Annotated in this window: 20 protein-coding genes and 2 pseudogenes; 15 read left to right on the forward strand and 7 right to left on the reverse strand. The window is 70.2% G+C overall.

The window, feature by feature from the left end; genetic code table 11:
• The first annotated feature begins 2 nt into the window (after positions 1–2).
• From BFN33_RS14465 to BFN33_RS14510, 10 genes are all read left to right on the forward strand, one after another.
• Positions 3–2,513 (forward strand): PQQ-dependent sugar dehydrogenase, encoded by a 2,511-nt coding sequence (locus BFN33_RS14465; RefSeq protein ID WP_069760732.1) that lies wholly within the window; start codon positions 3–5, stop codon positions 2,511–2,513.
• A 14-nt stretch (positions 2,514–2,527) separates the two neighbouring features.
• Positions 2,528–3,871 carry a ThuA domain-containing protein gene (locus BFN33_RS14470; RefSeq protein ID WP_069760430.1) on the forward strand — a complete coding sequence of 448 codons (1,344 nt, stop codon included), beginning with the start codon at positions 2,528–2,530 and terminating at the stop codon, positions 3,869–3,871.
• 109 nt (positions 3,872–3,980) lie between these two features.
• The gene (locus BFN33_RS14475) at positions 3,981–5,210 is read left to right on the forward strand and encodes an inositol-3-phosphate synthase (RefSeq protein WP_069760431.1); all 1,230 of its coding nucleotides are present in this window, start codon (positions 3,981–3,983) and stop codon (positions 5,208–5,210) included.
• Positions 5,207–6,643 (forward strand): UbiA family prenyltransferase, encoded by a 1,437-nt coding sequence (locus BFN33_RS14480; RefSeq protein ID WP_256122756.1) that lies wholly within the window; start codon positions 5,207–5,209, stop codon positions 6,641–6,643. The genes BFN33_RS14475 and BFN33_RS14480 overlap by 4 nt, the downstream gene beginning before the upstream one ends.
• A 503-nt stretch (positions 6,644–7,146) precedes the next feature.
• Complete coding sequence (locus BFN33_RS14485) at positions 7,147–8,055, forward strand: sugar phosphate isomerase/epimerase (protein WP_069760432.1); 909 nt, start codon at positions 7,147–7,149, stop codon at positions 8,053–8,055.
• Complete coding sequence (locus BFN33_RS14490; RefSeq protein ID WP_069760433.1) at positions 8,052–8,786, forward strand: EboA domain-containing protein; 735 nt, start codon at positions 8,052–8,054, stop codon at positions 8,784–8,786. The genes BFN33_RS14485 and BFN33_RS14490 overlap by 4 nt, the downstream gene beginning before the upstream one ends.
• Positions 8,786–9,634, forward strand: coding sequence for a TatD family hydrolase (locus BFN33_RS14495; RefSeq protein ID WP_069760434.1), 849 nt, complete (start codon positions 8,786–8,788; stop codon positions 9,632–9,634). The genes BFN33_RS14490 and BFN33_RS14495 overlap by 1 nt, the downstream gene beginning before the upstream one ends.
• A 3-nt stretch (positions 9,635–9,637) precedes the next feature.
• The gene (gene eboE / locus BFN33_RS14500) at positions 9,638–10,807 is read left to right on the forward strand and encodes a metabolite traffic protein EboE (RefSeq protein ID WP_069760435.1); all 1,170 of its coding nucleotides are present in this window, start codon (positions 9,638–9,640) and stop codon (positions 10,805–10,807) included.
• Positions 10,804–12,243: a nucleotide pyrophosphatase/phosphodiesterase family protein gene (locus tag BFN33_RS14505; protein WP_069760436.1), complete on the forward strand. Its 1,440-nt coding sequence runs from the start codon at positions 10,804–10,806 to the stop codon at positions 12,241–12,243. Before eboE ends, BFN33_RS14505 begins: the two co-directional genes overlap by 4 nt.
• 16 nt (positions 12,244–12,259) lie before the next feature.
• Positions 12,260–13,300, forward strand: coding sequence for a sugar phosphate isomerase/epimerase (locus BFN33_RS14510; RefSeq protein ID WP_069760437.1), 1,041 nt, complete (start codon positions 12,260–12,262; stop codon positions 13,298–13,300).
• Positions 13,301–13,386: 86 nt separating this feature from the next.
• On the opposite strand, the gene fdhD is transcribed toward BFN33_RS14510, so the two are convergent.
• The 3 genes and pseudogenes from fdhD to BFN33_RS14525 all read right to left on the reverse strand — a co-directional run bounded on the left by fdhD (position 13,387) and on the right by BFN33_RS14525 (position 15,997).
• Complete coding sequence (fdhD, locus tag BFN33_RS14515; protein WP_069760438.1) at positions 13,387–14,238, reverse strand: formate dehydrogenase accessory sulfurtransferase FdhD; 852 nt, start codon at positions 14,236–14,238, stop codon at positions 13,387–13,389.
• An 8-nt stretch (positions 14,239–14,246) separates the two neighbouring features.
• Positions 14,247–14,978 (reverse strand): annotated as a pseudogene (locus BFN33_RS14520) (molybdopterin dinucleotide binding domain-containing protein); the annotation flags it as partial.
• A 47-nt stretch (positions 14,979–15,025) separates the two neighbouring features.
• Positions 15,026–15,997 (reverse strand): 2-dehydropantoate 2-reductase, encoded by a 972-nt coding sequence (locus BFN33_RS14525; RefSeq protein WP_069760440.1) that lies wholly within the window; start codon positions 15,995–15,997, stop codon positions 15,026–15,028.
• A gap of 242 nt (positions 15,998–16,239) precedes the next feature.
• Here BFN33_RS14525 and BFN33_RS14530 point away from each other — a divergent pair, with 242 nt between their 5' ends.
• The gene (locus BFN33_RS14530) at positions 16,240–16,914 is read left to right on the forward strand and encodes a GntR family transcriptional regulator (protein WP_088245342.1); all 675 of its coding nucleotides are present in this window, start codon (positions 16,240–16,242) and stop codon (positions 16,912–16,914) included.
• 781 nt (positions 16,915–17,695) lie between these two features.
• Here the strand turns inward: BFN33_RS14530 and BFN33_RS14535 are convergent.
• The 4 genes and pseudogenes from BFN33_RS14535 to BFN33_RS55475 all read right to left on the reverse strand — a co-directional run.
• Positions 17,696–19,111, reverse strand: coding sequence for an OFA family MFS transporter (locus BFN33_RS14535; protein WP_069760442.1), 1,416 nt, complete (start codon positions 19,109–19,111; stop codon positions 17,696–17,698).
• Between the two features lies 1 nt (position 19,112).
• Positions 19,113–20,504, reverse strand: coding sequence for an OFA family MFS transporter (locus tag BFN33_RS14540; RefSeq protein WP_069760443.1), 1,392 nt, complete (start codon positions 20,502–20,504; stop codon positions 19,113–19,115).
• Between the two features lie 174 nt (positions 20,505–20,678).
• Complete coding sequence (frc, locus tag BFN33_RS14545; RefSeq protein WP_256122757.1) at positions 20,679–21,836, reverse strand: formyl-CoA transferase; 1,158 nt, start codon at positions 21,834–21,836, stop codon at positions 20,679–20,681.
• A gap of 2 nt (positions 21,837–21,838) precedes the next feature.
• Positions 21,839–22,166: pseudogene (locus tag BFN33_RS55475) on the reverse strand (CoA transferase); the annotation flags it as partial.
• Between the two features lie 114 nt (positions 22,167–22,280).
• Between BFN33_RS55475 and sucC the strand changes: the two are divergent.
• The 4 genes from sucC to BFN33_RS55480 form a co-directional block, all read left to right on the forward strand.
• Positions 22,281–23,411, forward strand: a complete 1,131-nt coding sequence (sucC, locus tag BFN33_RS14550) for an ADP-forming succinate--CoA ligase subunit beta (RefSeq protein ID WP_069760444.1) — start codon at positions 22,281–22,283, stop codon at positions 23,409–23,411.
• 11 nt (positions 23,412–23,422) lie between these two features.
• The gene (sucD, locus tag BFN33_RS14555; protein WP_069760445.1) at positions 23,423–24,322 is read left to right on the forward strand and encodes a succinate--CoA ligase subunit alpha; all 900 of its coding nucleotides are present in this window, start codon (positions 23,423–23,425) and stop codon (positions 24,320–24,322) included.
• A 95-nt stretch (positions 24,323–24,417) separates the two neighbouring features.
• A complete protein-coding gene (locus BFN33_RS14560; protein WP_069760446.1) occupies positions 24,418–25,974 on the forward strand; it encodes an aldehyde dehydrogenase family protein in 1,557 nt (518 codons plus the stop codon).
• Positions 25,975–26,057: 83 nt separating this feature from the next.
• On the forward strand, positions 26,058–26,313 hold a 256-nt coding region (locus tag BFN33_RS55480; protein WP_370743287.1), incomplete at its 3' end, for a CoA transferase.

Raw genomic sequence — 26,313 nt, forward strand, 5'->3', positions numbered from 1 at the left:
CCGTGCACGGGAAAGACCGCACCACCACACCCGACAGAATCGAGACCCACAGACCACGCGCCCCCTGGCGCAGAGCGGCGGCCCTGCTCACCGGCTTCCTGCTGGCCGGCGCCTCCCTCACCCTCGCCGCTCCCCAGGCAGGCGCAGCCGTCGCCGCCGAGAAGGCCGCCCCCGCGGCCGCCGCTGAGGACTTCCAGCAGGTCACCCTCGCCAAGGGCGAGCCGGAGATGGGCGAGCCCATGTCGCTCGCCGTCCTCCCGGACCGCTCGGTCCTGCACACCTCACGCGACGGCGAACTCCGCATCACCGACGCGGCCGGCACCACCCGGCTCGCCGGCAAGCTCGACGTCTACTCCCACGACGAGGAAGGCCTCCAAGGCGTCGGCGTGGACCCGCAGTTCCCCAACAACCGCTTCATCTACCTGTACTACGCGCCCCCGTTGAACACCCCGGCGGGCGACGCTCCCGAGACCGGCACCGCGGCCGACTTCGCGCCCTTCGACGGTGTCAACCGGCTCTCCCGGTTCGTCCTGAAGACCGACGGCACCCTCGACGCCGCCAGCGAGACGAAGATCATCGACATCCCCGCCACCCGCGGCATCTGCTGCCACGTCGGCGGCGACATCGACTTCGACGCGGCCGGCAACCTCTACCTGTCGACGGGCGACGACTCCAACCCCTTCCAGTCCGACGGGTTCACCCCCATCGACGAACGCGCCAACCGCAACCCCGTCTTCGACGCCCAGCGCACCGCCGGCAACACCAACGACCTGCGCGGCAAGATCCTGCGCATCAAGGTCAACGCCGACGGCTCCTACGCCATCCCCGACGGCAACCTGTTCGCGCCCGGCACGGACAAGACCCGGCCCGAGATCTACGCCATGGGCTTCCGCAACCCGTTCCGCTTCAGCGTCGACAAGCAGACCGGGATCGTCTACGTCGGCGACTACGGCCCCGACGCGGGCGCCGCCGACCCGGCCCGCGGACCGGCCGGCCAGGTCGAGTTCGCGCGCGTGACCGGCCCCGGCAACTTCGGCTGGCCGTACTGCACGGGCGCCAACGACGCCTACGTCGACTACGACTTCGCGACGGGCACCTCGGGCGCCGCCTTCGACTGCGCCGCGCCGAAGAACAACTCCCCGCACAACACCGGCCTCACCGACCTTCCCCCGGCGCAGGCCGCCTGGATCCCCTACGACAACGGATCGGTACCCGAGTTCGGCACCGGCTCCGAGTCCCCCATGGGCGGCCCGGTCTACCACTACGACCCCGCGCTCGACTCACCGGTGAAGTTCCCCGAAGCCTACGACGGCGACTTCTTCGCAGGGGAGTTCGGCCGCCGCTGGATCAAACGGATCACGAGTGACTCCGCCGGCACCGTCCAGTCCATCAACGACATTCCCTGGACCGGCACCCAGGTGATGGACATGGCCTTCGGCCCCGACGGCGCGCTGTACGTCCTCGACTACGGCGTCTCCTGGTTCGGCGGCGACGAGAACTCCGCCCTGTACCGCATCGAGAACGCCACCGACGGCCACTCCCCGGTCGCCCAGGCATCGGCCGACCGTACCTCCGGGCAGGCGCCGCTGCGGGTGCGGTTCTCCTCCGAGGGCACCAGCGACCAGGACGGCGACGCCCTCACGTACAGCTGGGACTTCGGCGACGGCGGCACGTCCACGGCGGCGAACCCGGCCCACACGTACAAGAAGAACGGCACCTACACGGCGACCCTGACCGCGAAGGACGCGAGCGGCCGCACCGGCAGCGCCAGCGTGCAGATCGTCGTCGGGAACACCGCGCCCAAGGTGACGCTCGAACTCCCGCAGGACGGGCAGCTGTTCAGCTTCGGTGACGCGATCCCGTTCAAGGTGCGGGTGAGTGACCCCGAGGACGGCCGGTCCATCGACTGCACCAAGGTCAAGGTCACCTTCGTCCTCGGCCACGACAGCCACGGCCACCCCGTGACCTCCGCCAACGGCTGCACCGGCACCATCCAGACCAGCGCCGACGGCGGTCACGACGAGGACGCCAACATCTTCGGCGTGATGGACGCCGAGTACACCGACAACGGTGGCGGCGGCCAGGCCCCGCTGACCACCCACGACCAGAGCGTCCTGCAGCCCAGGCACCGCCAGGCCGAGCACTTCGGCACCAGCTCGGGCGTCTCGGTCATCGCCAAGGACACCGCACACGGCGGCAACACGGTCGGCGACATCAACAACGGTGACTGGGTCGCCTTCACGCCGTACGTCCTGAGCAACGCCAAGTCCGTCTCCGCGAGGGTGTCCTCCGGCGGAGCCGGCGGCACGCTCGAGATCCGCGCGGGATCGGCGACCGGCACCCTGCTCGGCAAGGCGACCGTACCGGTGACCGGCGGCTGGGAGACCTTCCAGGACGTCACCGCCAACCTGTCCCGCGCGCCCAGGGGCACCACCACGCTCTACCTCGTCTTCAAGGGGAGCGGCACCGGCGCCCTGTTCGACGTGGACGACTTCACCTTCACGACCGGCTGAGAGGAGGGGCTCGTATGAACACAACTGGACGATGGACGACGGCGGTTGTGGGAGCCGCCCTGCTCCTCGGCTGCGTGTCCGAACCCGCCGCGTCGCACTCCGCGGACGCCGAACGGGTGCTGGTCTTCTCCAAGACGGCCGGCTTCCGGCACGACTCCATCCCCGACGGTGTCGCCGCGGTCAAGCAGCTCGGTGAGAGCGGCGGCTTCACGGTCGACGCCACCGAGGACGCGAACGCGTTCACCCCGAAAAACCTGCGCCGGTACGACGCGGTCGTGTTCCTCTCCACCACCGGAGACGTCCTCGACCCCACCCAACAGCGGTCCTTCGAGGGCTACATCAGGCAGGGCGGCGGATACGTCGGTATCCACGCCGCCGCCGACACCGAGTACGACTGGGCGTTCTACGGCGGCCTCGTCGGCGCCTACTTCCAGTCGCACCCGGCGATCCAGCCGGCCACGGTGGTGGCCGAGGACCGGGCCCACCCGTCCACCTCAGGGCTGCCTGCCACGTGGAACCGGACCGACGAGTGGTACAACTACCGCTCCGATCCCCGTGATCGGGTCCACGTCCTCGCCTCGCTCGACGAGTCGTCGTACACCGGCGGCACGATGAACGGCGACCATCCGATCGCCTGGTGCCAGGACTACCAGGGCGGCCGTGCCTTCTACACCGGCCTCGGCCACACGAAGGAGTCGTACGCGGACCCGGCGTTCCGAGGCCATGTCCTGGGCGGAATCCGGTATGCGATCGGCGACGCCCAGGCAGACTGCCGGCCGGAGAACGGCTACCGTCCGCTCTTCGACGGCACGGCCGAGTCGCTGGACGACTGGAAACAGGCGGGTCCGGGCTCCTTCACCCGGTCCGACGACGGCACACTCACCTCGTCCGGCGGTATGGGGATGCTCTGGTACGCCGGTCAGAGCTTCGGGGCCTACTCCCTGAAGCTCGACTGGAAGATGGCCGGCGCCTCGGGTGACGACAACTCGGGTGTGTTCGTGGGCTTCCCGCCCTCGGACGACCCCTGGTCCGCCGTCGACAACGGCTACGAGATCCAGATCGACGCCACCGACGTACCCGAGAAGACCACAGGGTCCGTCTACGGCTTCCGCTCCGCCGACCTGAAGAAGCGCGACCGTGCGCTGAACCCGCCAGGTGAGTGGAACACGTACGAGATCCGCGTGGAGGGCGAACGCCTCCGCGTCTGGCTCAACGGCGTGAAGATCAACGATTTCACCAACACCGATCCGGCCCGGAGCCTGCGTGAGGGGCATGTCGGCATCCAGAACCACGGAGCCGACGACCAGGTGTCGTTCCGCGACATCCGGGTCAAGGAACTGCCCGCCAAGGGCGATTGAGCGGCGGCGGGCGGGGGACGCCGGACCCCCGCCCGCCGTCTTCACCCCTTCGTCGTCCATCGCTTCGTCGCAGGGTCTGCGCACCCATGTGCTCGGCAAGGAGGCTGCCATGTCCGCGTCCATTTCCGTACCGCGCGTCGGCGTCTGGCTGATCGGGGCCCGAGGTTCTGTCGCCACGACGGTCGTCGCGGGCTGTGCCGCCATGACCGCGGGCCTGCACCCGCCGACGGGCCTGCTCACCGAGACACCGCCCTTCACCGAGAGCGGTCTGCCCGCCTTGTCCTCCCTGGTCTTCGGCGGCCACGACACACTGGACTGCCCCCTGCCCAAACGGGCCGAAGCCCTGGCCGCGGGCGGCGTCCTGCCCCACGGCCTGCCGACGGCGGTCAGCGCCGAACTGGCCGCCGCGGAACGGGAGATCAGGCCCGGCGGCCCCCTCCCCGGAGACACGAGGTCCGAGGAGGACCTGATCGCCGCCTTCGCCGCGGACATACGGTCCTTCGTACGACGGTGCCGGCTGACGCGAGCGGTAGTGGTGAACGTCGCCTCCACCGAACCCGCACCCACCGGCGACGCCCTGCCGCCGAGCTCCCTGTACGCGGCGGCGGCCCTGCGCGCGGGCTGCGCGTATGTGAACTTCACCCCCTCGACGGGCCTGCACCACCCTTCGCTGAGGCGGCAGGCCGAGTCCTGCGGCCTGCCGTTCGCGGGCCGCGACGGCAAGACCGGGCAGACCCTGCTCCGGTCCGTGCTGGGCCCGATGTTCACCCAGCGCGCCCTGACGGTCCGGGCCTGGTCCGGCACCAATCTCCTCGGCGGGGGCGACGGAGCCTCCCTCGCCGACCCGTCGGCCGCCGCGGCGAAGAACGCCGGCAAGGAGCGCGTCCTGGCAGACACCCTCGGCACCACCCCGGAGGGCGAGGTCCACATCGACGACGTTCCCGCCCTCGGCGACTGGAAGACCGCCTGGGACCACATCGCCTTCGACGGATTCCTCGGCACCCGCATGGTCCTCCAGACCACCTGGCAGGGCTGCGACTCCTCCCTGGCCGCACCTCTCGTACTCGACCTGGCCCGTCTGGCCGTACGCGCGCACGAGAGGGGGCTGTCCGGCCCGCTGAGCGAGCTGGGCTTCTACTTCAAGGACCCGGTGGGGGAGGGGCCCGCGGGGCTGGGGGAGCAGTACGCGCGGCTGGTGGGGTTCGCGGAGCGGCTACGGGAGGAGCGCTCAGGACAGCGGGGCGGTGCCTTTGTTGAGGGACGGGTCGCGGAGGGTGCGGACGGCGGGGGTGGCGGCGGCGCCTCGAGTTCGGCCGATCGTTCGGGGGAGCAGTGGTGAGGGCGAGCAGAGCCGCGGCGCCGGAGGACCTGTTCAAGGGCACGGGCGGGACGACACCGACCCCCACCACGCCCCCGCTCAAGGAGCCTCCACCACTCACCGCCGGCGCCCGCGCCTGGGCCGAACTCCTTCGCCTGCCCGCCCTGTTCACGGTCCCCGGCGACGCCCTCGCCGGAGCGGCGGCGGTCTCCGAGCGCCCCACTGCCCGGACTCTCCTCGCGATAGCCGCCTCCCTTTCTCTCTACGAGGCCGGCATGGCCCTCAACGACTGGGCCGATCGCGAGGTGGACGCTGTGGAACGCCCTCACCGTCCCCTCCCTTCCGGCCGTGTCCGCCCCGCGGCAGCCCTCGGCGCGGCCTGCGCCCTCACCGGCGCGGGCCTCTCCCTGGCGGCCTGCGCGGGACGCCCCGCCCTCACGGTCGCGGTCCCACTCGCGGCCACGGTCTGGGCATACGACCTCGCCCTGAAGAACACCCCGGCAGGACCGTTCGCCATGGCGACGGCACGAGGGCTTGACCTGCTCCTCGGTGCGGCGGCGACGGCCGGGGCAAGCCGGTTGGACCCGAGGGCCGGCGTGGGCGGCGTGGCCGGGGTGGGCGGCGTGGGCCGGAAGGTAGGTGCGGGCCGAGCGTGGGCTACAGCCGTCGCCCACGAGCCTCGGGTGGCCTTGGGGGCGGCGGCCGTTCCCGGCACCGTGGACGGCATCCGCCGGGCCGCGACCGCCGTTGCTCACCGTGGCGCCCGTAGGTCGCCGCAGCCGGCTGCCCTCCTGGGCATCCGTCGGGCTCTGCCGCCCACCTCGCTCCTCGGTGACCGCCAGGCATTCCCCTCTGCGGCCCTTCGCAGCATCCGACAGGCCCTGCCCACCGCCGCCCTGCTCGGCGCCCACACCCTCGCCGTGACCACCGTGTCCCGCCGCGAGGCCCAGGGCGGCTCACCCCTGGCCCCCTTCGCGGCGCTCGCCGCGACTGCGGCACTGACGCGGACGGTGATCCAACAGCGTTCGCGCCCAATGGACGGGATCGACGGAAGCCGACGCGGTACCGGATCGCGCCGACTGGCGAACCTGGCGAACTTGGTGGACCTGGGCGCCGCAGCCATGTTCCGGGAGTCACGCCCCCGGCGGCAGACCGGCGATCACAGGCCCCCACCCGGCACCGGCCCGAACCCCCTCGACACGCACGCGGCCCTGCGCCTCGCCCTCGCCGCCGCCTACGCGGCCACTACCGCCCGCCCTTACCTCCACGCCACCCTCAACCCCTCACCCCCGCTCACCCAACGAGCCGTCACCGCCGGCATCCGGGCCACGATCCCCCTCCAGGCTGCCCTCACCGCCCGCTCAGGTGCGAAGGGCGCGACCGTCACGGCCCTGCTCACCACCGCCCTCGCCCCCCTGGCAGGACGCTTCGCGAGGAAGGTCAGCGTCACATGACCGACCCCCTCTCGCCGCGCCGACCCATTCCGGGCCCCGGCGACGACGCTGCGCCCGTTGGACCGCCCCCGCCGCCTCGGCGCCCCCGCGCAGTCATGACCGGCCGCGAGGCTCGGCCCCGGCCCCCTCGGGGCCCTGGTGCAGCCACGGCTGACCCCGTTGTGCGGCCTCGGCCCACTCCGGACTCCGACGGTGACACGACGGGCCCCCTAGCTCCACTCGGGTCTCCTGCCGGTTCTGGTGGGGACACGGCTGCGTCCGTTGCCGCATCCGGGCCTCCTGCCGGTCCTGGTGGGGACACGGCTGCGTCCGTTGCTGTACTCGGGTCTCCTGCCGGTTCTGGTGGGGACACGGCTGCGTCCGTTGCCGCATCCGGGCCTCCTGCCGGTCCTGGTGGGGACACGGCTGCGTCCGTTGCCGTACCCGGGCCTCCTGCCGGTCCCGGTGGCGACACGACCGCGCACGTTGCTCCGCCCCGGCCCACTGCCGGCTCCAACGGCACCATGACCGGCCCCCACGCTCCACCCCACCCCGCCCCAGCCCCCGACGCCGCCCCGCTCCGCTTCGGCTACGGCACCAACGGTCTCGCCGATCTTCGTCTCGACGATGCCCTCGCCCTGCTCGCCGACCTCGGGTACGACGGTGTCGGTCTGACGCTCGACCACATGCATCTGGACCCCCTCGCCTCCAACCTGGCTGCCCGCACCCGCCGCCTCGCGCACCGCCTGGACGCGCTCGGTCTGACGGTCACCATCGAGACGGGCGCCCGCTATGTGCTCGACCCACGCCGCAAACACGGCCCCTCGCTGCTCGACCCCGACCCGGACGACCGCGCCCGCCGCGTCGACCTGCTGGTCCGGGGCGTCCAGGTCGCCGCCGACCTCGGCGCGCACGCCGTGCACTGCTTCAGCGGCATCACCCCGACGGGTACGGACCCGGACACGGCGTGGAAACGGCTGGCCGAAACCCTCACCCCCGTCCTCGATACCGCCACCACCGCCGGCATCCCCCTCGCCATCGAGCCCGAACCGGGCCACCTTCTCGCCACCCTCGCCGACTTCCACCACCTGCGCACCACCCTCGGGGACCCGGCAGCCCTCGGACTGACCCTCGACATCGGCCACTGCCAGTGCCTCGAACCCCTGTCGCCCGCCGAGTGCGTGCGCGCCGCGGGCCCCTGGCTGCGGCACGTCCAGATCGAGGACATGCGCCGGGGCGTCCACGAACACCTCCCCTTCGGTGACGGCGACATCGACTTCCCGCCCGTCCTGGCCGCCCTGGCCGACACCGGCTACCAGGGCCTGACGGTCGTCGAACTGCCCCGCCACTCCCACGCGGGCCCCCACTTCGCCGAACTCTCCCTCCCGTTCCTCCATCAGGCAGTGGCGCTCTCACAAGGAAGCACCCCATGACCCACTCCCATGCCCACCAGGCAACCTCCCCGGCGGACACCCAGGGCACCACCCTCGCCCGAACCCCGCTGCACGACCTGCGCAACCACGTCCGCGAACACCTCGGCGAAGCCGCCCGCACCTGGCTCGACCACGCCCTCGACGAGGCCGCCGCCCACCCCGGCGCCCACGGCCCCATCTCCGTATGGGAGTTGCGCCTCGCCGAGGCCGGACGCCGCTGCGGCCCCGAACACGCCGACGCCGTCCGCATCCTGATCCTGCACGCGGCCCGCGCCGACACCGACGCCCTGACCCGGGTCTACTCCCAGGGCACCGCCGCCGAACGCCGTGCCGTCCTGCACGCCCTGCCCCATCTGGTGTCCGGCCCCGAGGCCCTCCCGCTCGTCGAGGACGCCCTGCGCACCAACGACACCCGCCTCCTGGCCGCCGCCGTCGGCCCCTACGCCGCCCGCCACCTCGACACCCACCACTGGCGCCACGCCGTCCTGAAGTGCCTGTTCACCGGGGTACCCGTCGCCGAGGTGGCGGACCTGGACAGACGGGCCCACGCGGACACCGAACTCGCCCGCATGCTCGGCGACTACGCCACCGAACGCACCGCCGCGGGCCGTCCCGTGCCCGAGGACCTGCACCGCGTCCTGACCCTGACCGACCCCACGGCCACCCCACCCGCGCCGGCCACCGACCACGGCCCGAACGGCGCGGAAGGCACCCACGGCAAGGAGTCCTGATGCGCATCTTCGACCCCCACATCCACATGACGTCACGGACCACCGACGACTACCAGGCCATGCACACCGCCGGCGTCCGCGCCGTCGTCGAGCCGTCCTTCTGGCTCGGCCAGCCCCGCACCTCTCCCGCCTCCTTCCTCGACTACTTCGATGCCCTGCTGGGCTGGGAGCCCTTCCGCGCCGCCCAGTACGGCATCGCCCACCACTGCACCCTCGCCCTGAACCCCAAGGAGGCCAACGACCCGCGCTGCGTCCCCGTCCTCGACGAGCTGCCCCGGTATCTCGTCAAGGACCAGGTCGTCGCCGTCGGCGAGATCGGCTACGACTCGATGACCCCGGCCGAGGACAACGCCCTCGCCGCCCAGCTCCAGCTCGCCGCCGACCACGAACTGCCCGCGCTCGTCCACACCCCGCACCGCGACAAGCTCGCCGGGCTGCGCCGCACCCTCGACGTCGTCCGCGAGTCCGCCCTGGCGACCGACCGGGTCCTGGTCGACCACCTCAACGAGACCACCGTCAAGGAGGCCAAGGACAGCGGCTGCTGGCTCGGCTTCTCCGTCTATCCCGACACCAAGATGGACGAGGAGCGGATGATCGCGATCCTGCGCTCCTACGGCCCCGAACAGGTCCTGGTGAACTCCGCCGCCGACTGGGGCCGCAGCGATCCCCTCAAGACCCGCAAGGTCGCGGACCTCATGCTCGCCGAGGGCTTCACCGAGGACGACGTCGACCGCGTCCTGTGGCGCAACCCCGTCGCCTTCTACGGACTCAGCGGCCGGCTCGACCTCGACATCGCGGCCACCGAAGCCACCCACGAGGGCAACTCCATCCTCCGCGGCGGGGCGTGAGCCATGCGCTTCCGCCACCCCGACGGCACCACCGTCCACCTCGCCTACTGCACCAACGTCCACCCCGCCGAAACCCTCGACGGCGTCCTCGCGCAACTCCGCGACCACTGCGAACCCGTCCGCCGCCGCCTCGGCCGCGACCGCCTCGGCATCGGCCTGTGGCTCGCCCGCGACGCCGCCCACGCCCTGGTCAGCGACCCCTCCGCGCTGCGCGACCTGCGCACCGAACTCGACCGCCGCGGCCTCGAGGTCGTCACCCTCAACGGCTTCCCCTACGAAGGGTTCGGCGCCGAAGAGGTCAAGTACCGCGTCTACAAACCGGACTGGACCGACCCCGAACGCCTCGACCACACCACCGCCCTGGCCCGCGTCCTCACCGGACTCCTGCCCGACGACGTCACCGAGGGCAGCATCTCCACCCTGCCGCTCGCCTGGCGCACCGCCTACGACAACGGCAGCGCCGACAAGGCCCGCACCGCCCTGCTCACCCTCGCCGAACGCCTCGACGCCCTCCAGGAGCTGACCGGCCGCTCCATCCGCGTCGGCCTCGAACCCGAACCCGGCTGCGTCGTCGAGACCACCGGCGACGCCATCGCACCGCTGACCGCGATCGCCCACGAACGCATCGGCATCTGCGTCGACACCTGCCACCTCGCCACCTCCTTCGAAAACCCGCACACCGCCCTGGACGCGCTCACCGCGGCCCGTGTCCCCGTCGTCAAGTCCCAGCTCTCAGCCGCCCTGCACGCCGAACACCCCCATCTCCCCGAGGTCCGCGAGGCACTCGCCGCCTTCGACGAACCCCGCTTCCTGCACCAGACCCGCACCGGGACGTCCGCCGGCCTCCGCGGCACCGACGACCTAGGCGAGGCCCTCGCAGGCGACGCCCTGCCCGACGGGGCACCCTGGCGCGCCCACTTCCACGTCCCGCTGCACGCGGCCCCCGCCGCACCCCTCACCTCCACGCTCCCCGTACTCAAGTCCGCCCTGACCCGGCTCGTCGGCGGCCCGCACCCCCTCACCCGACACCTGGAGGTCGAGACCTACACCTGGCAGGCCCTCCCACCGCAACTGCGCCCCCGCAGCCGCACCCAGCTCGCCGACGGCATCGCCGCGGAACTCACCCTCGCCCGCGACCTGCTGACGGACCTCGGCCTGAAGGAGCTGCCATGACCCACCAGCCCCAAGAGGCGGGACCGACCCCTCTCCTCGTCCTCGACGTCGTCGGCCTCACACCCCGCCTCCTCCACCACATGCCCCACCTCAAGTCCCTTGCCCAGTCCGGATCTCACGCCCCGCTCGCGACCGTGCTGCCCGCCGTCACCTGCGCCGCCCAGTCCACCTTCCTCACCGGCACCCACCCCTCCGAGCACGGCATCGTCGGCAACGGCTGGTACTTCCGCGAGCTCGGCGATGTACTCCTGTGGCGTCAGCACAACGGTCTGGTCGCCGGCGACAAGCTCTGGGACGCCGCCCGCCGCGCCCACCCCGGCTACACCGTCGCCAACATCTGCTGGTGGTACGCCATGGGCGCCGACACCGACTTCACCGTCACCCCCCGCCCCGTCTATTACGCCGACGGCCGCAAGGAACCCGACTGCTACACCCGGCCCCCGGCCCTGCACGACGAACTCACCGAGAAACTCGGCACCTTCCCCCTCTTCCACTTCTGGGGCCCCGGCGCGGACCTGGTGTCCAGCCAGTGGATCATCGACGCGACCCGCCACATCATGGGCACCCGCCACCCCGACCTGACGCTCTGCTACCTCCCCCACCTCGACTACGACCTCCAGCGCTACGGCCCCGACGACCCGCGCTCCCTGAAAGCCGCCGCCGACCTGGACCGGGCACTGGCCCCGCTCCTGGACGACGCCCGCGCGGAAGGCCGTACCGTCGTCGCCCTGTCCGAGTACGGCATCACCCGCGCGGACCGCCCCGTCGACATCAACCGCGCCCTGCGCCGCGCCGGACTCCTCGAGGTACACACACAGGACGGCATGGAGTACCTCGACCCGATGGCATCCCGTGCCTTCGCGGTCGCCGACCACCAGATCGCCCATGTCTATGTGCGCCGCCCCGAGGACCTGGACGCCACCCGCGCCGCCCTCGACGGCCTGCCCGGCATCGAGCGACTCCTCGACGACAAGGGCAAGAAGGCCCATCACCTCGACCATCCGCGTTCCGGCGAACTCGTCGCCGTGGCGGAGCCGGACGCCTGGTTCACGTACTACTACTGGCTCGACGACGACCGCGCGCCCGACTTCGCGCAGCTGGTCGAGATCCACCGCAAACCCGGCTACGACCCGGTCGAACTCTTCATGGACCCGCTCGACCCCTACGTCAAGGTCAAGGCGGCCACCGCACTGGCCCGCAAGAAGCTCGGCCTGCGCTATCGCATGGCGGTCGTGCCCCTCGACCCGTCACCTATTCGCGGCAGCCACGGCCGCCTCCCAGAGAGCGACGACGACGGTCCGCTCCTCATCTGCTCCACCCCCCGCGCCGTCGGCGACCGCATCGCGGCCACCGACGTGAAGTCACTCCTGCTCCGACTGGCCGGTCTTTCCCGACTGATCACCAGTGAAGCACCCGCCACTGACAACGCCTTCTGACCCGAGGAGACCAGACATGAGCCGCATGTTCCAGCCCGACCCCGAACTCACCCACCGCCTCACCAGACGAGGCATGCTCGGCGTGGCCGCGGGTGCCACCGCGGCCGCCTTGCTGGGCGCCGCAGCGACTCCGGCGACCGCCGCCACCGAGACGGCAGACAAGACATCAGGCCGCGGCCGCCCCGTCCTGCCCCCCGGCCGCCTCGGCATCCAGCTCTACAGCCTCCGCGACAAGGTCTCCACGCTCGGCTTCGCCCCCGTCTTCGCCGAACTCGAGAAGTACGGCTACGACGAGGTCGAGTTCGCCGGCTACACCCAGGGCTCGGCCGGGCCCATCACCCTCGCCCAGCTCAAGCGGCTGGCACACGACCACGGCCTGAACCCGATCGGCAGCCATGTCGGCTACTACGCGGACGACCCGAACGCCTACACCTTCGCCCAGAACCTCACCAAGGTCCTCGACGACGCCCAGGCCCTCGGCCTCAAGCACATCGGCACCGCCTCAGGACCCTTCCGCTACGGCTCGACCGTCGACGCGTGGAAGCGCGCCGCCGAGGAGTTCAACACCTACGGAGCCGCGGCGAAGGCACGCGGCATGAAGTTCTACCAGCACAACCACTCCGAGGAGTTCTCCTTCGCCACCGACAACCCCAAGGTCCGTCTCTACGACGTGCTGCTCAGGGAGACCGACCCCGACCTGGTGTTTCTGGAGATGGACATCTTCTGGGCGTACTCGGGACAGTTCCGCTTCTCCCAGCGGCCCGACGGCACCCCCGCCCCCTTCGAACCCCTGAACTACGTCCTCAGGCAGCCCCACCGCTACCCGCTCTTCCACGTCAAGGACGGGGTGAGCGACCCGGCCAACACCTACGGCTACCGCATGACCGACGTCGGCGACGGAGACATCGACTACCAGAAGTTCATCTCCGCCGTGACCCGGCTGAAGGGCGAGCGCCTGGCCCACCACTGGCAGACCGAACACGACCAGCCCGCCGAGTCCTTCACCTTCGCCCGCCGCTCCAGCGCGTACCTGCACTCGCTGCGGGAGAAGTGCTGACAGCACACGAGTGAGGCGGGACCCCGACGGCGCAGGGGGCGCTCCCCGCCGGTCGGGGTCCCGCCGTTCGTGCAGCGGGAGGACCGTCAGCCCTGCGCGGCCGCCACGGCCCGCAGGGTGAGTCGGTGTTCTCCCGCGTACACGTTCATGGAGGGGCCGCGGAGGAAGCCGACCAGGGTGAGGCCGGTTTCCGTGGCCAGGTCCACTGCCAGTGACGAGGGTGCGGACACGGCCGCCAGGACGGGGATGCCTGCCATGACGGCCTTCTGTGCCAGTTCGAAGGAGGCGCGGCCGGAGACGAGGAGGATGACGCGGGTGAGGGGGAGGTTGGTGTTCTGCAGGGCGCGGCCGATGAGTTTGTCGACGGCGTTGTGGCGGCCGACGTCTTCGCGTATGTCGAGGAGTTCGCCGTGTTCGGTGAAGAGGGCGGCGGCGTGCAGGCCGCCGGTGCGGTCGAAGACCTGCTGGGCGGTGCGGAGTCGGTCGGGGAGGCTGGTGAGGAGGTCGGGGTCGATGCGGAGTGGGGGTGTGTCGTTGATGGGCCAGTGGGTGGTGGTGCGTACGGCGTCGAGGCTGGCTTTGCCGCACAGGCCGCAGGAGGAGGTGGTGTAGACGTTGCGTTCGAGGGTGATGTCGGGGATGGGGAGGCCGGGGGTGGTGGTGACGTCGACGACGTTGTAGGTGTTGGTGCCGTCTGTGGTGGCTCCGGCGCAGTAGACGATGTTCTGGAGGTCGTCGTGTTGGGTGAGGACGCCTTCGCTGACGAGGAAGCCGGCGGCGAGGGCGAAGTCGTCGCCGGGGGTGCGCATGGTGATGGCGAGGGGTTTGCCGTTGAGGCGGATCTCCAGCGGTTCCTCGGTGACCAGGGTGTCGGGGCGGGAGGAGATCGCCCCGTCGCGGATGCGGATCACCTTGCGTCGTTCCGTGACTCGTCCCATGTCCGGCCTCAGTTCCCTATCGCCACGACGGGCATCTTCTCGATCCGAATCGCGGCAGCCTCGAACTCCAGAGCCCCCGCGACCGGACAACTCGCCCTGCCGGGCCACTGGTTCGCGTCCGACGATTCGGGTGGGCGGCCGGTCATGAACGCCACACCGGGCCGCAGAGCCGGGTCCACCCACACCGGTGCCGTCGTCGAACCTCGCCGGGTGGCGACCCGCACCTGCTCGCCGACGACCACGCCATAGCGCTCGGCGTCCTCCGGACTCAGCTCGACACACTCGGTACGCCGCAACGGCGGCCCCGAACCACCCTTCTGCAGAAGGATGTTGTACGAGTCCAGACGACGGCCCTTGGTGAGCCGGACCGGATACTCCTCGTCCGTCAGGTCGACGGGAGGGGTGTGCCGGACCAGATGGAAAGGTGCACGCCCCTTCCGCTCGGTGTGACCGCAGCCGGTGAGCAGTGACAGGTTGATCAGCGCGCGGTCCTCCTCGTGCTCGGTGCCGTCGAACGCCCGGAACGGCTCGCCCCGCGCGTAGGCCTGCGCCAACTCACGTATGGCAGCGGCCGGTACGCCCGTCACCTTCACCGCGAGCGACACAGTCCACGGCTCGACGAGTCGTCTGTACTCCTCGAAGCCCCGGGTCGCACGATCGATGAACTCCCGGTCGGCAAGGCCCGCCCGGATGATCTCCCGGCCGATCGCATGGGCCATCGGTACTTCGGATCCGACGTTCGGCCGGATCCGAAGTACCGAACCGATGGCGTGGGTGCCCAGTTCCGTCATGCGGCGGACCGGATCGCGAGGAGGTCGGAGAGCGCGTGGACGGTGCGCAGCGTGGGCACGTCCACGCCGGTGATCTCCGCCAGCTCGATGACGGCGGTGAGGAGGACGTCCAGTTCCAGGGGCTTGCCGCGCTCCAGGTCCTGGAGCGTGGAGGTGCGATGGTCTCCGACCCGTTCGGCGCCGGCGAGGCGGCGTTCGATGGAGACACCGACGGTACAGCCGAGGGCCTCGGCGACCGCGAGAGTCTCGGCCATCATGGTCTCGATGACCTTCCGGGTGCCGCCGTGCAGACACATCTGGCGCATGGTGGCACGGGCCAGCGCGCTGATGGGGTTGAAGGAGATGTTGCCCAGCAGCTTGAGCCAGATGTCGTCCCGGAGGTCCGGCTCGACCGGGCACTTGAGCCCCCCGGCCTGCATGGCCTCACTGAACGCCTCGCACCGGGGTGAGAGGCTGCGGTCGGGCTCCCCGATGGAGAACCGGGTGCCTTCCAGATGCCGTACGACACCCGGCTCTTCGAGCTCGGTCGCCGCGTAGACGACACAACCGATGGCCCGGGAGGGCGCGAGCACCGCACTGACCGCACCGCCCGGGTCGACACTCTCGATGCGGTGGCCGTCATGCGGGCCGCCGTGCCGGTGGAAGTACCACCAGGGGATGCCGTTCTGAGCCGCGATGACCGCGGTGGTGTCGGTGAGAAGGGGCTCGATGAGCGGCCCGCACGCCGCGTACGAGTTGGCCTTCAGACCGAGGAAGACGTAGTCGACCGGGCCGATCTCGGCCGGGTCGTCGGTGGCGTGGGCGTGAGCGGTGAAGTCACCGCGGGAGCTGATGACCTGGACACCGTGCTGCCGCATGGCCGCCAGATGCGGGCCCCGGGCGATGAGATGGACGTCGGCGCCGGCGCGGTGGAGTGCCGCGCCGACGTAGGCACCGATGGCTCCGGCGCCGAGGATGGCGACTTTCATGGGTGGAAGCTCCGTTCGGTGAGGGTGACCGAGGAACTGCCGACTGTGTCGACTGGATATTGTCTACAGGATGGAGGGAGTGCTCAGCAAGGGTCGTGACGCCACCAAGCCCATTGAGCTGCTGCTACGCCCTTGCACGGCCAAGGCCCAGGGGGCCTTGTGTGCCGTAGACTGTAGGCGAAAACCAATTCATAATTGGCTCTCAGCTGCAGCGACGACGCTGTACAGGAGGGACCGCGATGTTGCCGACGACAGGACTGCCGTACGGGACGGTGCCCAGGCTCGAGCGCCCCGGTCCGCTGCGTGACCGTGTCTACGGGGCGTTGCTCGAACTGATCACGACGCGTGCGCTGCAGCCGGGTCAGCATTTGGTGGAGAGTGAGTTGGCGGGGCATCTGGGGGTGTCGCGGCAGCCGGTGCGTGAGGCTTTGCAGCGGTTGAACACTGAGGGTTGGGTGGATCTGCGGCCTGCTCAGGGTGCGTTCGTGCATGAGCCGACGGATGAGGAGGCTGATCAGCTTCTGACGGTGCGGACGTTGTTGGAGGCGGAGGCTGCGCGGCTGGCGGCGGCGAACGCGGGCAGTGCCGGTATCGCCGTGCTGGAGGAGTTGTGCGCGCAGGGTGAGAGTGCGGTCGCCGCGGACGACGTGGACGCCGCGGTGGCTTTGAATGCCCGACTGCATGCGATGGTCATGGAGTTGGCGGGCAATGCGGTTCTGGCGGAGTTGGCGGGGCAGGTGGATCGCCGGGTGCGCTGGTACTACACGCCGATCGCCCGGCAGCGTGGTCGGCAGTCCTGGATCGAGCACCGTGAGCTGATCGCCGCGATCGCCGACCGCGACGAGCAGCGCGCCACCGCGGTCATGCGCCAACACACGGAACACACACGGAAGATGTACCACGACCGCGAGAAGTAGCCTCCGAGCGAGTCCGCGTCCACGACCGTGCGAGACCACCCCACGCGGTGCCGCCCAGCCCGCTTCCGGCCGCGCGTAGAGACCGTTGGAACGGGATGGCGGCTTTCTGCGGCCATAGCGCCGCCGCGCGTTCGAGCTGCCGGCTTTAACCGGGCTGAGTCGCGCGCCGCAAGCCGACGCAGTGGGGCGCGCATCTCGCGGGCGTGTCGCCGCCCCGCGTTCGAGCTGCTGGCCTTGGGCTGGCTGAGCCGCGCGCCGAGGCCGAGCGAGCGGGGCGCGGTTCTTGCGGGAGTGCTGCCGTCGCGCGTCCGACATGCCGGGCCTTCGTCGGGCTGAGCCGCGCGTTGAAGCCATAGCGGTGGGGTGCGGGTTCTTGTGGGCGTGCTGCCGTCGTGCGTTCGGCCTGCCGGGTCTTTGTCGGGTTGAGCCGCGCGTTGAAGCCACGGCGGTGGGGTGCGGGTTCTTGTGGGCGTGCTGCCGTCGCGCGTCCGAGCTGCCGGCCTTTGCCGGGCTGAGCCGCGCGTTGAAGCCACGGCAGTGGGGCGCGGTTCTCGCGGCCGTGTCGTCCGCCGCGCGTCCCGGCAGCCGGGCCTGGCCCTGGCCCGGGGTGAGCCGCGCGCCAAACCGATAGAGCAAGGCGGCAGCTTTCGAGGTTGCGGTCGCTGCCTCGCGTGCAGACCGCTGAAGCTCTGGGCCGCGGGCCCCGAACCATCGGATGAGGCGGCCCTGCCCCGGCGAACGCCGAGGCGCAGGGCCGCCTGATCCGTCCGAACTGCTCTGCTCAGGCCGCCGCTTGTGGCTGCGGTACCGGGGTGGCGCCCCGGGGCCGTCCCGGCTGCCGTAGCAGCAGGGCGATCGCCGCCGCGACCATCGACGTGGCGCCGGCCAGGGCGTACGCCCCGTCGTAGCCCCAGGCCGCGACGACCATGGAGCCTAGGCCGCCGCCGAACAGGCCGCTGATCAGCTTGCCGCTGTACACCAGCCCGTAGTTGGAGGCGTTGAAGTTCTCCCCGAAGTAGTCCGGGGTCAGCGCCGCGAACAGCGGGTAGAACGCGCCGCCGCCGAACCCGGACAGGAACGCGAAGACCAGGAACAGCGACTCGCTCCTGATGTCGCCCGCCCAGATCACCCCGAACTGGGCGAGCCCCAGCACGACGATCACGAACACCAGCGTGGACTTACGGCCCCACTTGTCGGACAGCCAGCCCACCACCCCGCGCCCGACGCCGTTGATGACCGCCATGACACCCATCGAGGAGGCCGCCACCAGCGGGCCGAACCCCACCTCCTTGGCATAGTCGACCTGGAAGGAGATCCCGAAGATCGACACCCCCGCGGTCATGACGAGGGCGATCCACATGAGGGGAAGCATGCCGGTCCTGACGGCCTCCTTCGGCGTGTACTGCCGTACCGCCGGAGGGTTCTTGGAGAGGGCGACGCCCCCCTTCCCGCTGCCGCCGTGGGTGAGCGGGTCGATGTCGGCGGGCCACCAGTTCTTCGGCGGGTCCTTGAAGAAGAACGCGCACCCGACGACCACGATCAGGATGTAGCAGCCGATGAGGTCCAGCACGCGGTGGTAGTTCGCGGTGTCGAAGCCGTAGTTGAAGATGAAGATGAAGGGCAGCGATCCGTACGCGAAGCCGCCGTTGACGAACCCGGTCTTCGCGCCCCGGCGTTCGGGGAACCACTTGCCGACCATGTTGATGCAGGTCGCGTAGACCAGTCCGGCGCCGATACCTCCGATGACGCCGAATCCCAGGATCGCCAGCAGCACGTTGTCCAGGTGCGACAGGGCGAGGAACCCGACCAGACACATGCCCGAGCCGATGTACATGGCCTTGCGGGCGGTCAGGATGCCCTTCTCCCGCAGCCAGCCCGCCGGGAAGGCGATACCGGCCTGGAAGAAGACCCAGACACTGAGAATCCAGAAGGTGTTGCTCTGCGTCCAGCCGTGAGCGTGGGACAGGGTGTCCTCGGCCGAGCCGTACGCGTACTCGAAGACGCTGATGGCCATCATGGTGAGCCAGGGCAGATACACCATGAGTTTGCGCGAGTGGCCGAGGATGTCCCGGTCGGTCTCGCCGATGCGGTAGACGCGACCGTTGGCGTCGGTCACTTCTCGGTAGGGAGGTTGTGCGGCGGTGAAGAGTGCGGTCTTGTCGGTCTCGCTGCGTGCTGCGTACGGATCTGCCGTCATGTCAGGCCATTTCCTCGCCGAGCGGTTGCGGGTTGGGGACGGTCCGACGGCTGGTCTGGGGCCTGCCCGGTGCCTTCAGGAACAGCGCGAGGACCGCGGACGCCAGGCCGATGGAGCCGGCCAGCACGAACGCGCCCTGGTAGTCCCACACGCCGACCACGATCGAGCCGACACCCGAGCCCACGAGGCCCGAGATGAGCTTCGAGCTGTAGACCATGCCGTAGTTGGAGGCGTTGTTGTTCTCACCGAAGTAGTCGGCCGTCATCGCGGCGAACAGCGGGAAGATCGCGCCGCCGCCGAAGCCGGAGACCATGGAGCAGAAGAGGAAGAACGGCATGCTGCCCATCTGGCCCGAGACCAGCACCCCGAACTGCGCGGTGCCCAGCACCAGACACACGATGATCAGCGTGTTGCGGCGGCCGAACTTGTCGGAGATCCAGCCGATCACACCGCGCCCGGTGCCGTTGACGATCGCCTTCAGCGACATCGCCGTGGCCACGATCCCACCCGCGAAGCCCATGTCCTTGCCGAACGGCACCTGGAAGGCGATGCCGAAGATGTTGATCCCGGCCGTGCACAGCAGGCAGAACCACATCATCCACAGGACGGGCGTACGCGCCGCTTCCTTCGGGGTGTACTGCTTGACGGCCGGCGGGTTCTTCTCCAGCGCCCGCCGGATCTTCGGGTCGTCGGTCATCTTCAGCGGGTCGACGTGCGGGGGCCACCAGTTCTTCGGCGGGTCCTTGAAGAACCAGCCCGCGAACGCCACCACCGAGCAGCAGACGAGGCCCACCGTCACCAGGACGCCCCGGTAGTTGCTCAGGTCCATGTACGAGGTGAACAGGAAGACGAAGGGCACCGAGCCGTAGGCGAAACCGCCGTTGACCATGCCGGTCTTGCCGCCCTTGCGCTCCGGGAACCACTTGCCGACCATGTTCACGCAGGTCGCGTAGACAAGACCGGCGCCGATACCGCTGCACACACCGAAGCCGAGGTAGGCCACGATCACGTTCGGCGCGAAGGCGAGCGAGAGATAGCCGAGGACGGTGCCCAGCGCGCCGAGCATCATCGCGTAGCGAGCCGGAAGTTTTCCGCTCTCCCTGAGCTGCCCGGCCGGGAAGGCCACGGCCGCCTGGAAGAACACCCAGACACCCATCAGCCAGAAGATGTGCCCACTGCTCCACAGATGCGCCTCGTGCAGTGTGTCCTCGGCCGACGTGAACGCGTACTCCGAGGAACTGATGCCCAGCATGCCCATCCACGGGAAGAGCACCATGGTCCATCGTGGCCGTCCCATGATGTGCCGGTCGGTCTCACCGATCCGGTACACGCGGCCATTGCGGTCCGTCACCTCCCTGAAGGTGGCGGACGACGAGTAATCGACGGTTGTCATAGTCTTCAAGCACTCCTTGCGTCGAAAGATCTGGCCAGCGCCCCCTGTCCAAATTCCTTTCGTGCGCGCACGGATCACCGGGGTCCACCGACGCGCACCGCCGCCGGACCCCGTGCTCATTCACGTCATGGACCACCGCCCAAGGGCCCCGGGATGTGGCTCCTGTTCACCACGTCAGATCACCCCGCCCGACCTGAGCAGACGCAACTCCTCGTCACCGAGGCCGAGTTCGCCGACGTAGATGTCTTCGTTGTGCTGGCCGAGGAGGGGTGGGGTGGTGATGGTGGTGGGGGAGTCGGAGAGTTTGAGGGGGTTGCCGACGGTGGTGAAGGTGCCGCGCTCGGGGTGCTCCACTTCGACGATCATGTCGTTGTCGGCGAGTGAGGTGTCCTCGATGATCTCTTTCGGGGACAGGATCGGCCCGCACGGGATGTTGTGGCTGTTGAGCTGGTGCAGGACCTGCCACTTGGGCAGGGCCGAGGTCCATTCCTCGATCAGCTGGAACATCTTCGCCAGCTTCGGCAGCCGGGCCTCGGGGCTCGCCCACTCGGGGTCGGCGGCCAGTTCGGGCCGGCCGATCAGTGCGGCCAGTGGTGTCCAGCCTTGCGGTTGGACGATGACGTACACGTAGTCGTTGGGGCCGCCGGGCGCGCAGCGCACCGCCCAGCCGGGCTGTCCGCCTCCGGAAGCGTTGCCCGATCGGGGCACCTCCTCGCCGAAGGTGTCGTTGGGGTATTCGGGGAGCGGGCCGTGGGCCAGGCGCTGCTGGTCACGGAGTTTGACCCGGCACAGGTTGAGGACCGCGTGCTGCATCGCCACGTTCACCCGCTGCCCGCGCCCGGTCCTCTCCCGCTGCAGCAGCGCCGCCAGGACGGCGGCCACCGCATGCACGCCGGTGCCCGAGTCACCGATCTGCGCACCGGTGGCCAGCGGCGGCCCGTCCTCGAACCCGGTGGTGGCCATCGAGCCGCCCATCGCCTGCGCGACCACCTCGTAGGCCTTGAAATCCGTGTACGGGCCGTCCCCGAAACCCTTGATCGAGGCGTACACGATCCGCGGGTTGATCTCCCGGATCCGCTCCCACGTGAACCCCATCCGCTCCACCGCACCCGGCGCGAAGTTCTCCACCAGCACATCCGCACCCCGGATCAGCGCGGTCAGGATCTCCTGCCCCCGCTCGGTCTTGGTGTTCAGCGTGACACTGCGCTTGTTGCAGTTGAGCATCGTGAAATACAGCGAGTCCGCGTCCGGGACATCCCGCAGCTGCCGGCGCGTGATGTCCCCGCCCGGCGCCTCCACCTTCACCACATCCGCCCCCAGCCACGCCAGCAACNTCAGCGCGGTCAGGATCTCCTGCCCCCGCTCGGTCTTGGTGTTCAGCGTGACACTGCGCTTGTTGCAGTTGAGCATCGTGAAATACAGCGAGTCCGCGTCCGGGACATCCCGCAGCTGCCGGCGCGTGATGTCCCCGCCCGGCGCCTCCACCTTCACCACATCCGCCCCCAGCCACGCCAGCAACTGCGTCGCCGACGGACCCGACTGCACATGCGTCATATCCAGCACCCGCACACCCTCAAGAGCCGTCCTCGACACAAGCCACCTCACTTGTCCGTTGCCTTGAGCGTCCTGGCGATGAGCTGGACCGACCCTTGTTCGGCACATTGCATACAGTCGACGAATACTGTATGAAGATTGTTATCCCGCATCCGGTGGGTGATGTCCAGGGGGCGTGCAGCACTTTTCAGTCGTGCATCACTTTCAGACGGGAGCCTCATCATGGACCTGTACGAGCATCAGGCCCGGGCCCTCTTCGAGGAACACGGAATCCCGGTGCCGAGGGCGGAGGTCACCGACTCCCCCCAGGAGGCCCGCGCGATCGCCCGGAGGCTCGGCGGCAGCGCCGTCGTCAAGGCGCAGGTCAAGACCGGCGGCCGGGGCAGGGCGGGCGGTGTCCGGCTCGCGGCCGACCCGGCCGAGGCCGAGCGGGCGGCACGCCGGATCCTCGGCATGGACATCAAGGGACACACGGTCGGCAAGGTCATGCTGGCCCAGACCGTCGACATCGAGACGGAGTTCTACGTCGCCTACGTGCTCGACCGGGCCGCGGGCCGGTTCCTGGCCATCGCCTCGGCGGAGGGCGGCATGGAGATAGAGGAGGTCGCCGCGGCCCGCCCGGAGGCGGTCGCCCGTATACACATCGACCCCGCCGAAGGTGTCACCTCGGCGAAGGCGGGTCAGATCGCCGAGGCGGCCGGACTGCCACCGCAGACCGTCGACGTTCTCGTACGACTGTGGGAGGTACTGGTCCGCCAGGACGCGGTCCTCGTCGAGGTCAACCCGCTCGTCCGCACCCGGCAGGGGCACATCCTCGCCCTAGACGGCAAGGTCACCCTCGACGACAACGCCCGCTTCCGACAGACCCGTTGGAGTACCGACGGCATCGCTTACGACGATCCGCTGGAGGCGGCCGCCGCCGCGAAGGGCCTCAACTACGTCAAGCTCGACGGCGAGGTCGGCGTCATCGGCAACGGCGCCGGCCTGGTCATGTCGACCCTCGACGTGGTCGCCGGCTGCGGAGCCCGTCCCGCCAACTTCCTCGACATCGGCGGCGGTGCCTCGGCCCAGGTCATGGCCGACGGACTCGGGGTCATCCTGTCGGACCCGGCGGTGAAGTCCGTGTTCGTCAACGTCTTCGGCGGCATCACCGCCTGCGACGCGGTCGCTGCCGGCGTCGTCAGGGCCCTGGACGAGGTCCGGCTCACCAAGCCGCTCGTCGTACGCCTCGACGGCAACAATGCCGCCCGCGGCCGCGCCGTCCTCGACGAGCGCGCCCACCCCCTGGTCGAGCAGGCCACCACCATGGACGGCGCCGCCCGCCGTGCCGCCGAACTCGCCGACGCCACTTGAAGGAGCGGGACATGGCCATCTTCCTGACCAAGGAGTCCAGGGTCCTCGTCCAGGGCATGACCGGCGGCGAGGGCATGAAACACACCCGGCGCATGCTCGCGGCGGGCACCAACGTGGTCGGCGGCGTCAATCCGCGCAAGGCCGGCCAGACGGTCGACTTCGACGACCGTGTCGTCCCCGTCTTCGGCTCGGTCGCCGACGGCATACAGGCGACCGGAGCCGACGTCACCGTCGTCTTCGTGCCACCCGCCTTCGCCAAAGCGGCAGTTGTCGAGGCCGCCGACGCCGGAATCGGACTGGCTGTGGTCATCACGGAAGGCATCCCCGTCCACGACTCCGTCGCCTTCACCTCGTACGCGAAGAAGAAGGGGACACGGATCATCGGCCCCAACTGCCCCGGCCTGATCACCCCCGGCCAGTCCAACGCGGGCATCATCCCCGCGGACATCACCCGCTCCGGCCGCGTCGGTCTGGTGTCCAAGTCGGGCACGCTCACCTACCAACTCATGTACGAACTGCGCGACATCGGCTTCTCCACCTGTGTCGGCATCGGCGGAGACCCCGTCGTCGGCACCACCCACATCGACTGTCTCGCGGCCTTCCAGGACGACCCCGACACCGAACTGATCGTCCTCATCGGGGAGATCGGCGGCGACGCCGAGGAGCGGGCGGCCGCGTACATCCGTGAGCACGTCACCAAGCCCGTCGCCGGCTACATCGCCGGATTCACCGCGCCCGAGGGCAGGACCATGGGCCACGCGGGCGCCATCGTGTCCGGTTCGACGGGCACCGCGCAGGCGAAGAAAGCGGCGCTGGAGGCGGCCGGCGTCCAGGTCGGGAACACCCCCACCGAGACGGCCCGCCTCGTACTCGCCCAGCTGGACACGGTCCGCGAGGCCCCTCGCGCCTGAACCCGGATCCACACGGAGCCGGACGCAGACCCGTCCGGCTCCACCCCGTCCCCCATACCCCGCCCCCGACTGTGCACCGAGTGCGGAGACATCACATGACAACCACCCTCAACTCCACCCACCTCGTGGTGAAGTCCGGTACCTCCTGGAACGACGCCTGGCAGCGCTGCCTCGCCGTCGCCCCCGAGGCCTTCCGGGACGACCGCGTCCTCAACCTCTGGGCCTCCGCCTGGCGGGCCGACGGCCGGGCCCTGCCCGCCACCAGCCCCGTCGACGGCAGCCCGATCGCCGGCCCGCCGCGCCTGGACCGGGAAGCCGCCCACCAGGCCGTCCGCGCCTCCCTCGACCAGCACCGCGCCTGGCGGCACATACGGCTCGAAGAGCGCCGGGCCCGCGTCGCGGCCACCCTCGACGCCCTCACCCAGCACCGCGAACTCCTCGCGCTCCTGCTCGTCTGGGAGATCGGCAAGCCCTGGCGCCTCGCGCAGGCCGACGTCGACCGGGCCATCGACGGCGTCCGCTGGTACGTCGACGGCATCGAGCCGATGGTCGAGGGCCGGGCCCCGCTCGACGGCCCGGTGTCCAACATCGCGAGCTGGAACTACCCGATGAGCGTGCTCGTTCACGCCATGCTGATACAGGCCCTGGCGGGCAACGCGGTCATCGCCAAGACCCCGACCGACGGCGGCGTCGCCTGTCTCACCCTGGCCTGCGCGCTGGCCGCCCGCGAGGGCATCCCCGTCACCCTCGTCAGCGGCAGCGGGGGACAGCTGTCCGAGGCGCTGGTGCGGGCGCCCGAGATCGGCTGTGTCTCCTTCGTCGGCGGCCGCGACACCGGAGCCGCCGTCGCCACGGCCGTCGCCGACCTCGGCAAGCGTCACGTACTCGAACAGGAGGGACTCAACACCTGGGGCATCTGGAACCACACCGACTGGGACGCGCTGACCGCCGTCATCCCCAAGCTCTTCGACTACGGCAAACAGCGCTGCACCGCCTACCCGCGGTTCGTCGTCCAGCGCGAGCTGTTCGACGAGTTCCTGGCGGCCTACCTTCCCGCGGTGCGCACCCTGCGCCTGGGACACCCGCTCGCCGTCGAGCACGCGGACGACCCCTACCCCGCACTGGACTTCGGACCGGTGATCAACGCGGCCAAGGCGAAGGAACTGCGCGACCAGGTCGCCGAGGCGATCAACCGCGGCGCCGTCCCCGTGCACCGCGGCAACGAGGCGGACGCCCGCTTCCTGTCCGGCCAGGACACCTCCGCGTACGTCCAGCCCGTCACCCTTCTCAACCCGCCCCGGTCCTCGCCCCTGCACCACGCGGAGCCCTTCGGCCCGGTCGACACCATTGTCCTGGTCGACACCGAGGCGGAACTGCTCGCCGCGATGAACGCCTCCAACGGCGCCCTGGTGGCCACCCTGTCCACCGACGACCGGGCCACCTTCGACCGGCTCGCCCCGCAGATCCGCGCGTTCAAGGTCGGTCACGGCAAGCCGCGCTCCCGCGGTGACCGGGACGAGCTGTTCGGCGGGTTCGGCGCCTCCTGGCGCGGCGCCTTCGTCGGCGGCGAACTGCTGGTGCGCGCGGTCACCCGGGGCCCGGAAGGCGAACGGCTGCCCGGGAACTTCCCCGAGTACCAGCTGATGCCGTGAGGCGAGTCCGGGCGGCGCCCCGTGAAGGGGCGGCCGCCCGGCCACCGGCGAACACACGACGACGCAGAGATGGGGTGGTGAGCATGACGTCGGCTCTTGAGGGTGTGCGGGTGCTGGATATGACGCATGTGCAGTCGGGTCCGTCGGCGACGCAGTTGCTGGCGTGGCTGGGGGCGGATGTGGTGAAGGTGGAGGCGCCGGGCGGGGACATCACGCGCCGGCAGCTGCGGGATGTCCCGGACGCGGACTCGCTGTATTTCACGATGCTCAACTGCAACAAGCGCAGTGTCACGCTGAACACCAAGACCGAGCGGGGGCAGGAGATCCTGACCGCGCTGA

Origin of the sequence: Streptomyces sp. LUP47B (genome assembly GCF_001746295.1) — a bacterium.
In the GTDB taxonomy this organism is placed as follows: domain Bacteria; phylum Actinomycetota; class Actinomycetes; order Streptomycetales; family Streptomycetaceae; genus Streptomyces.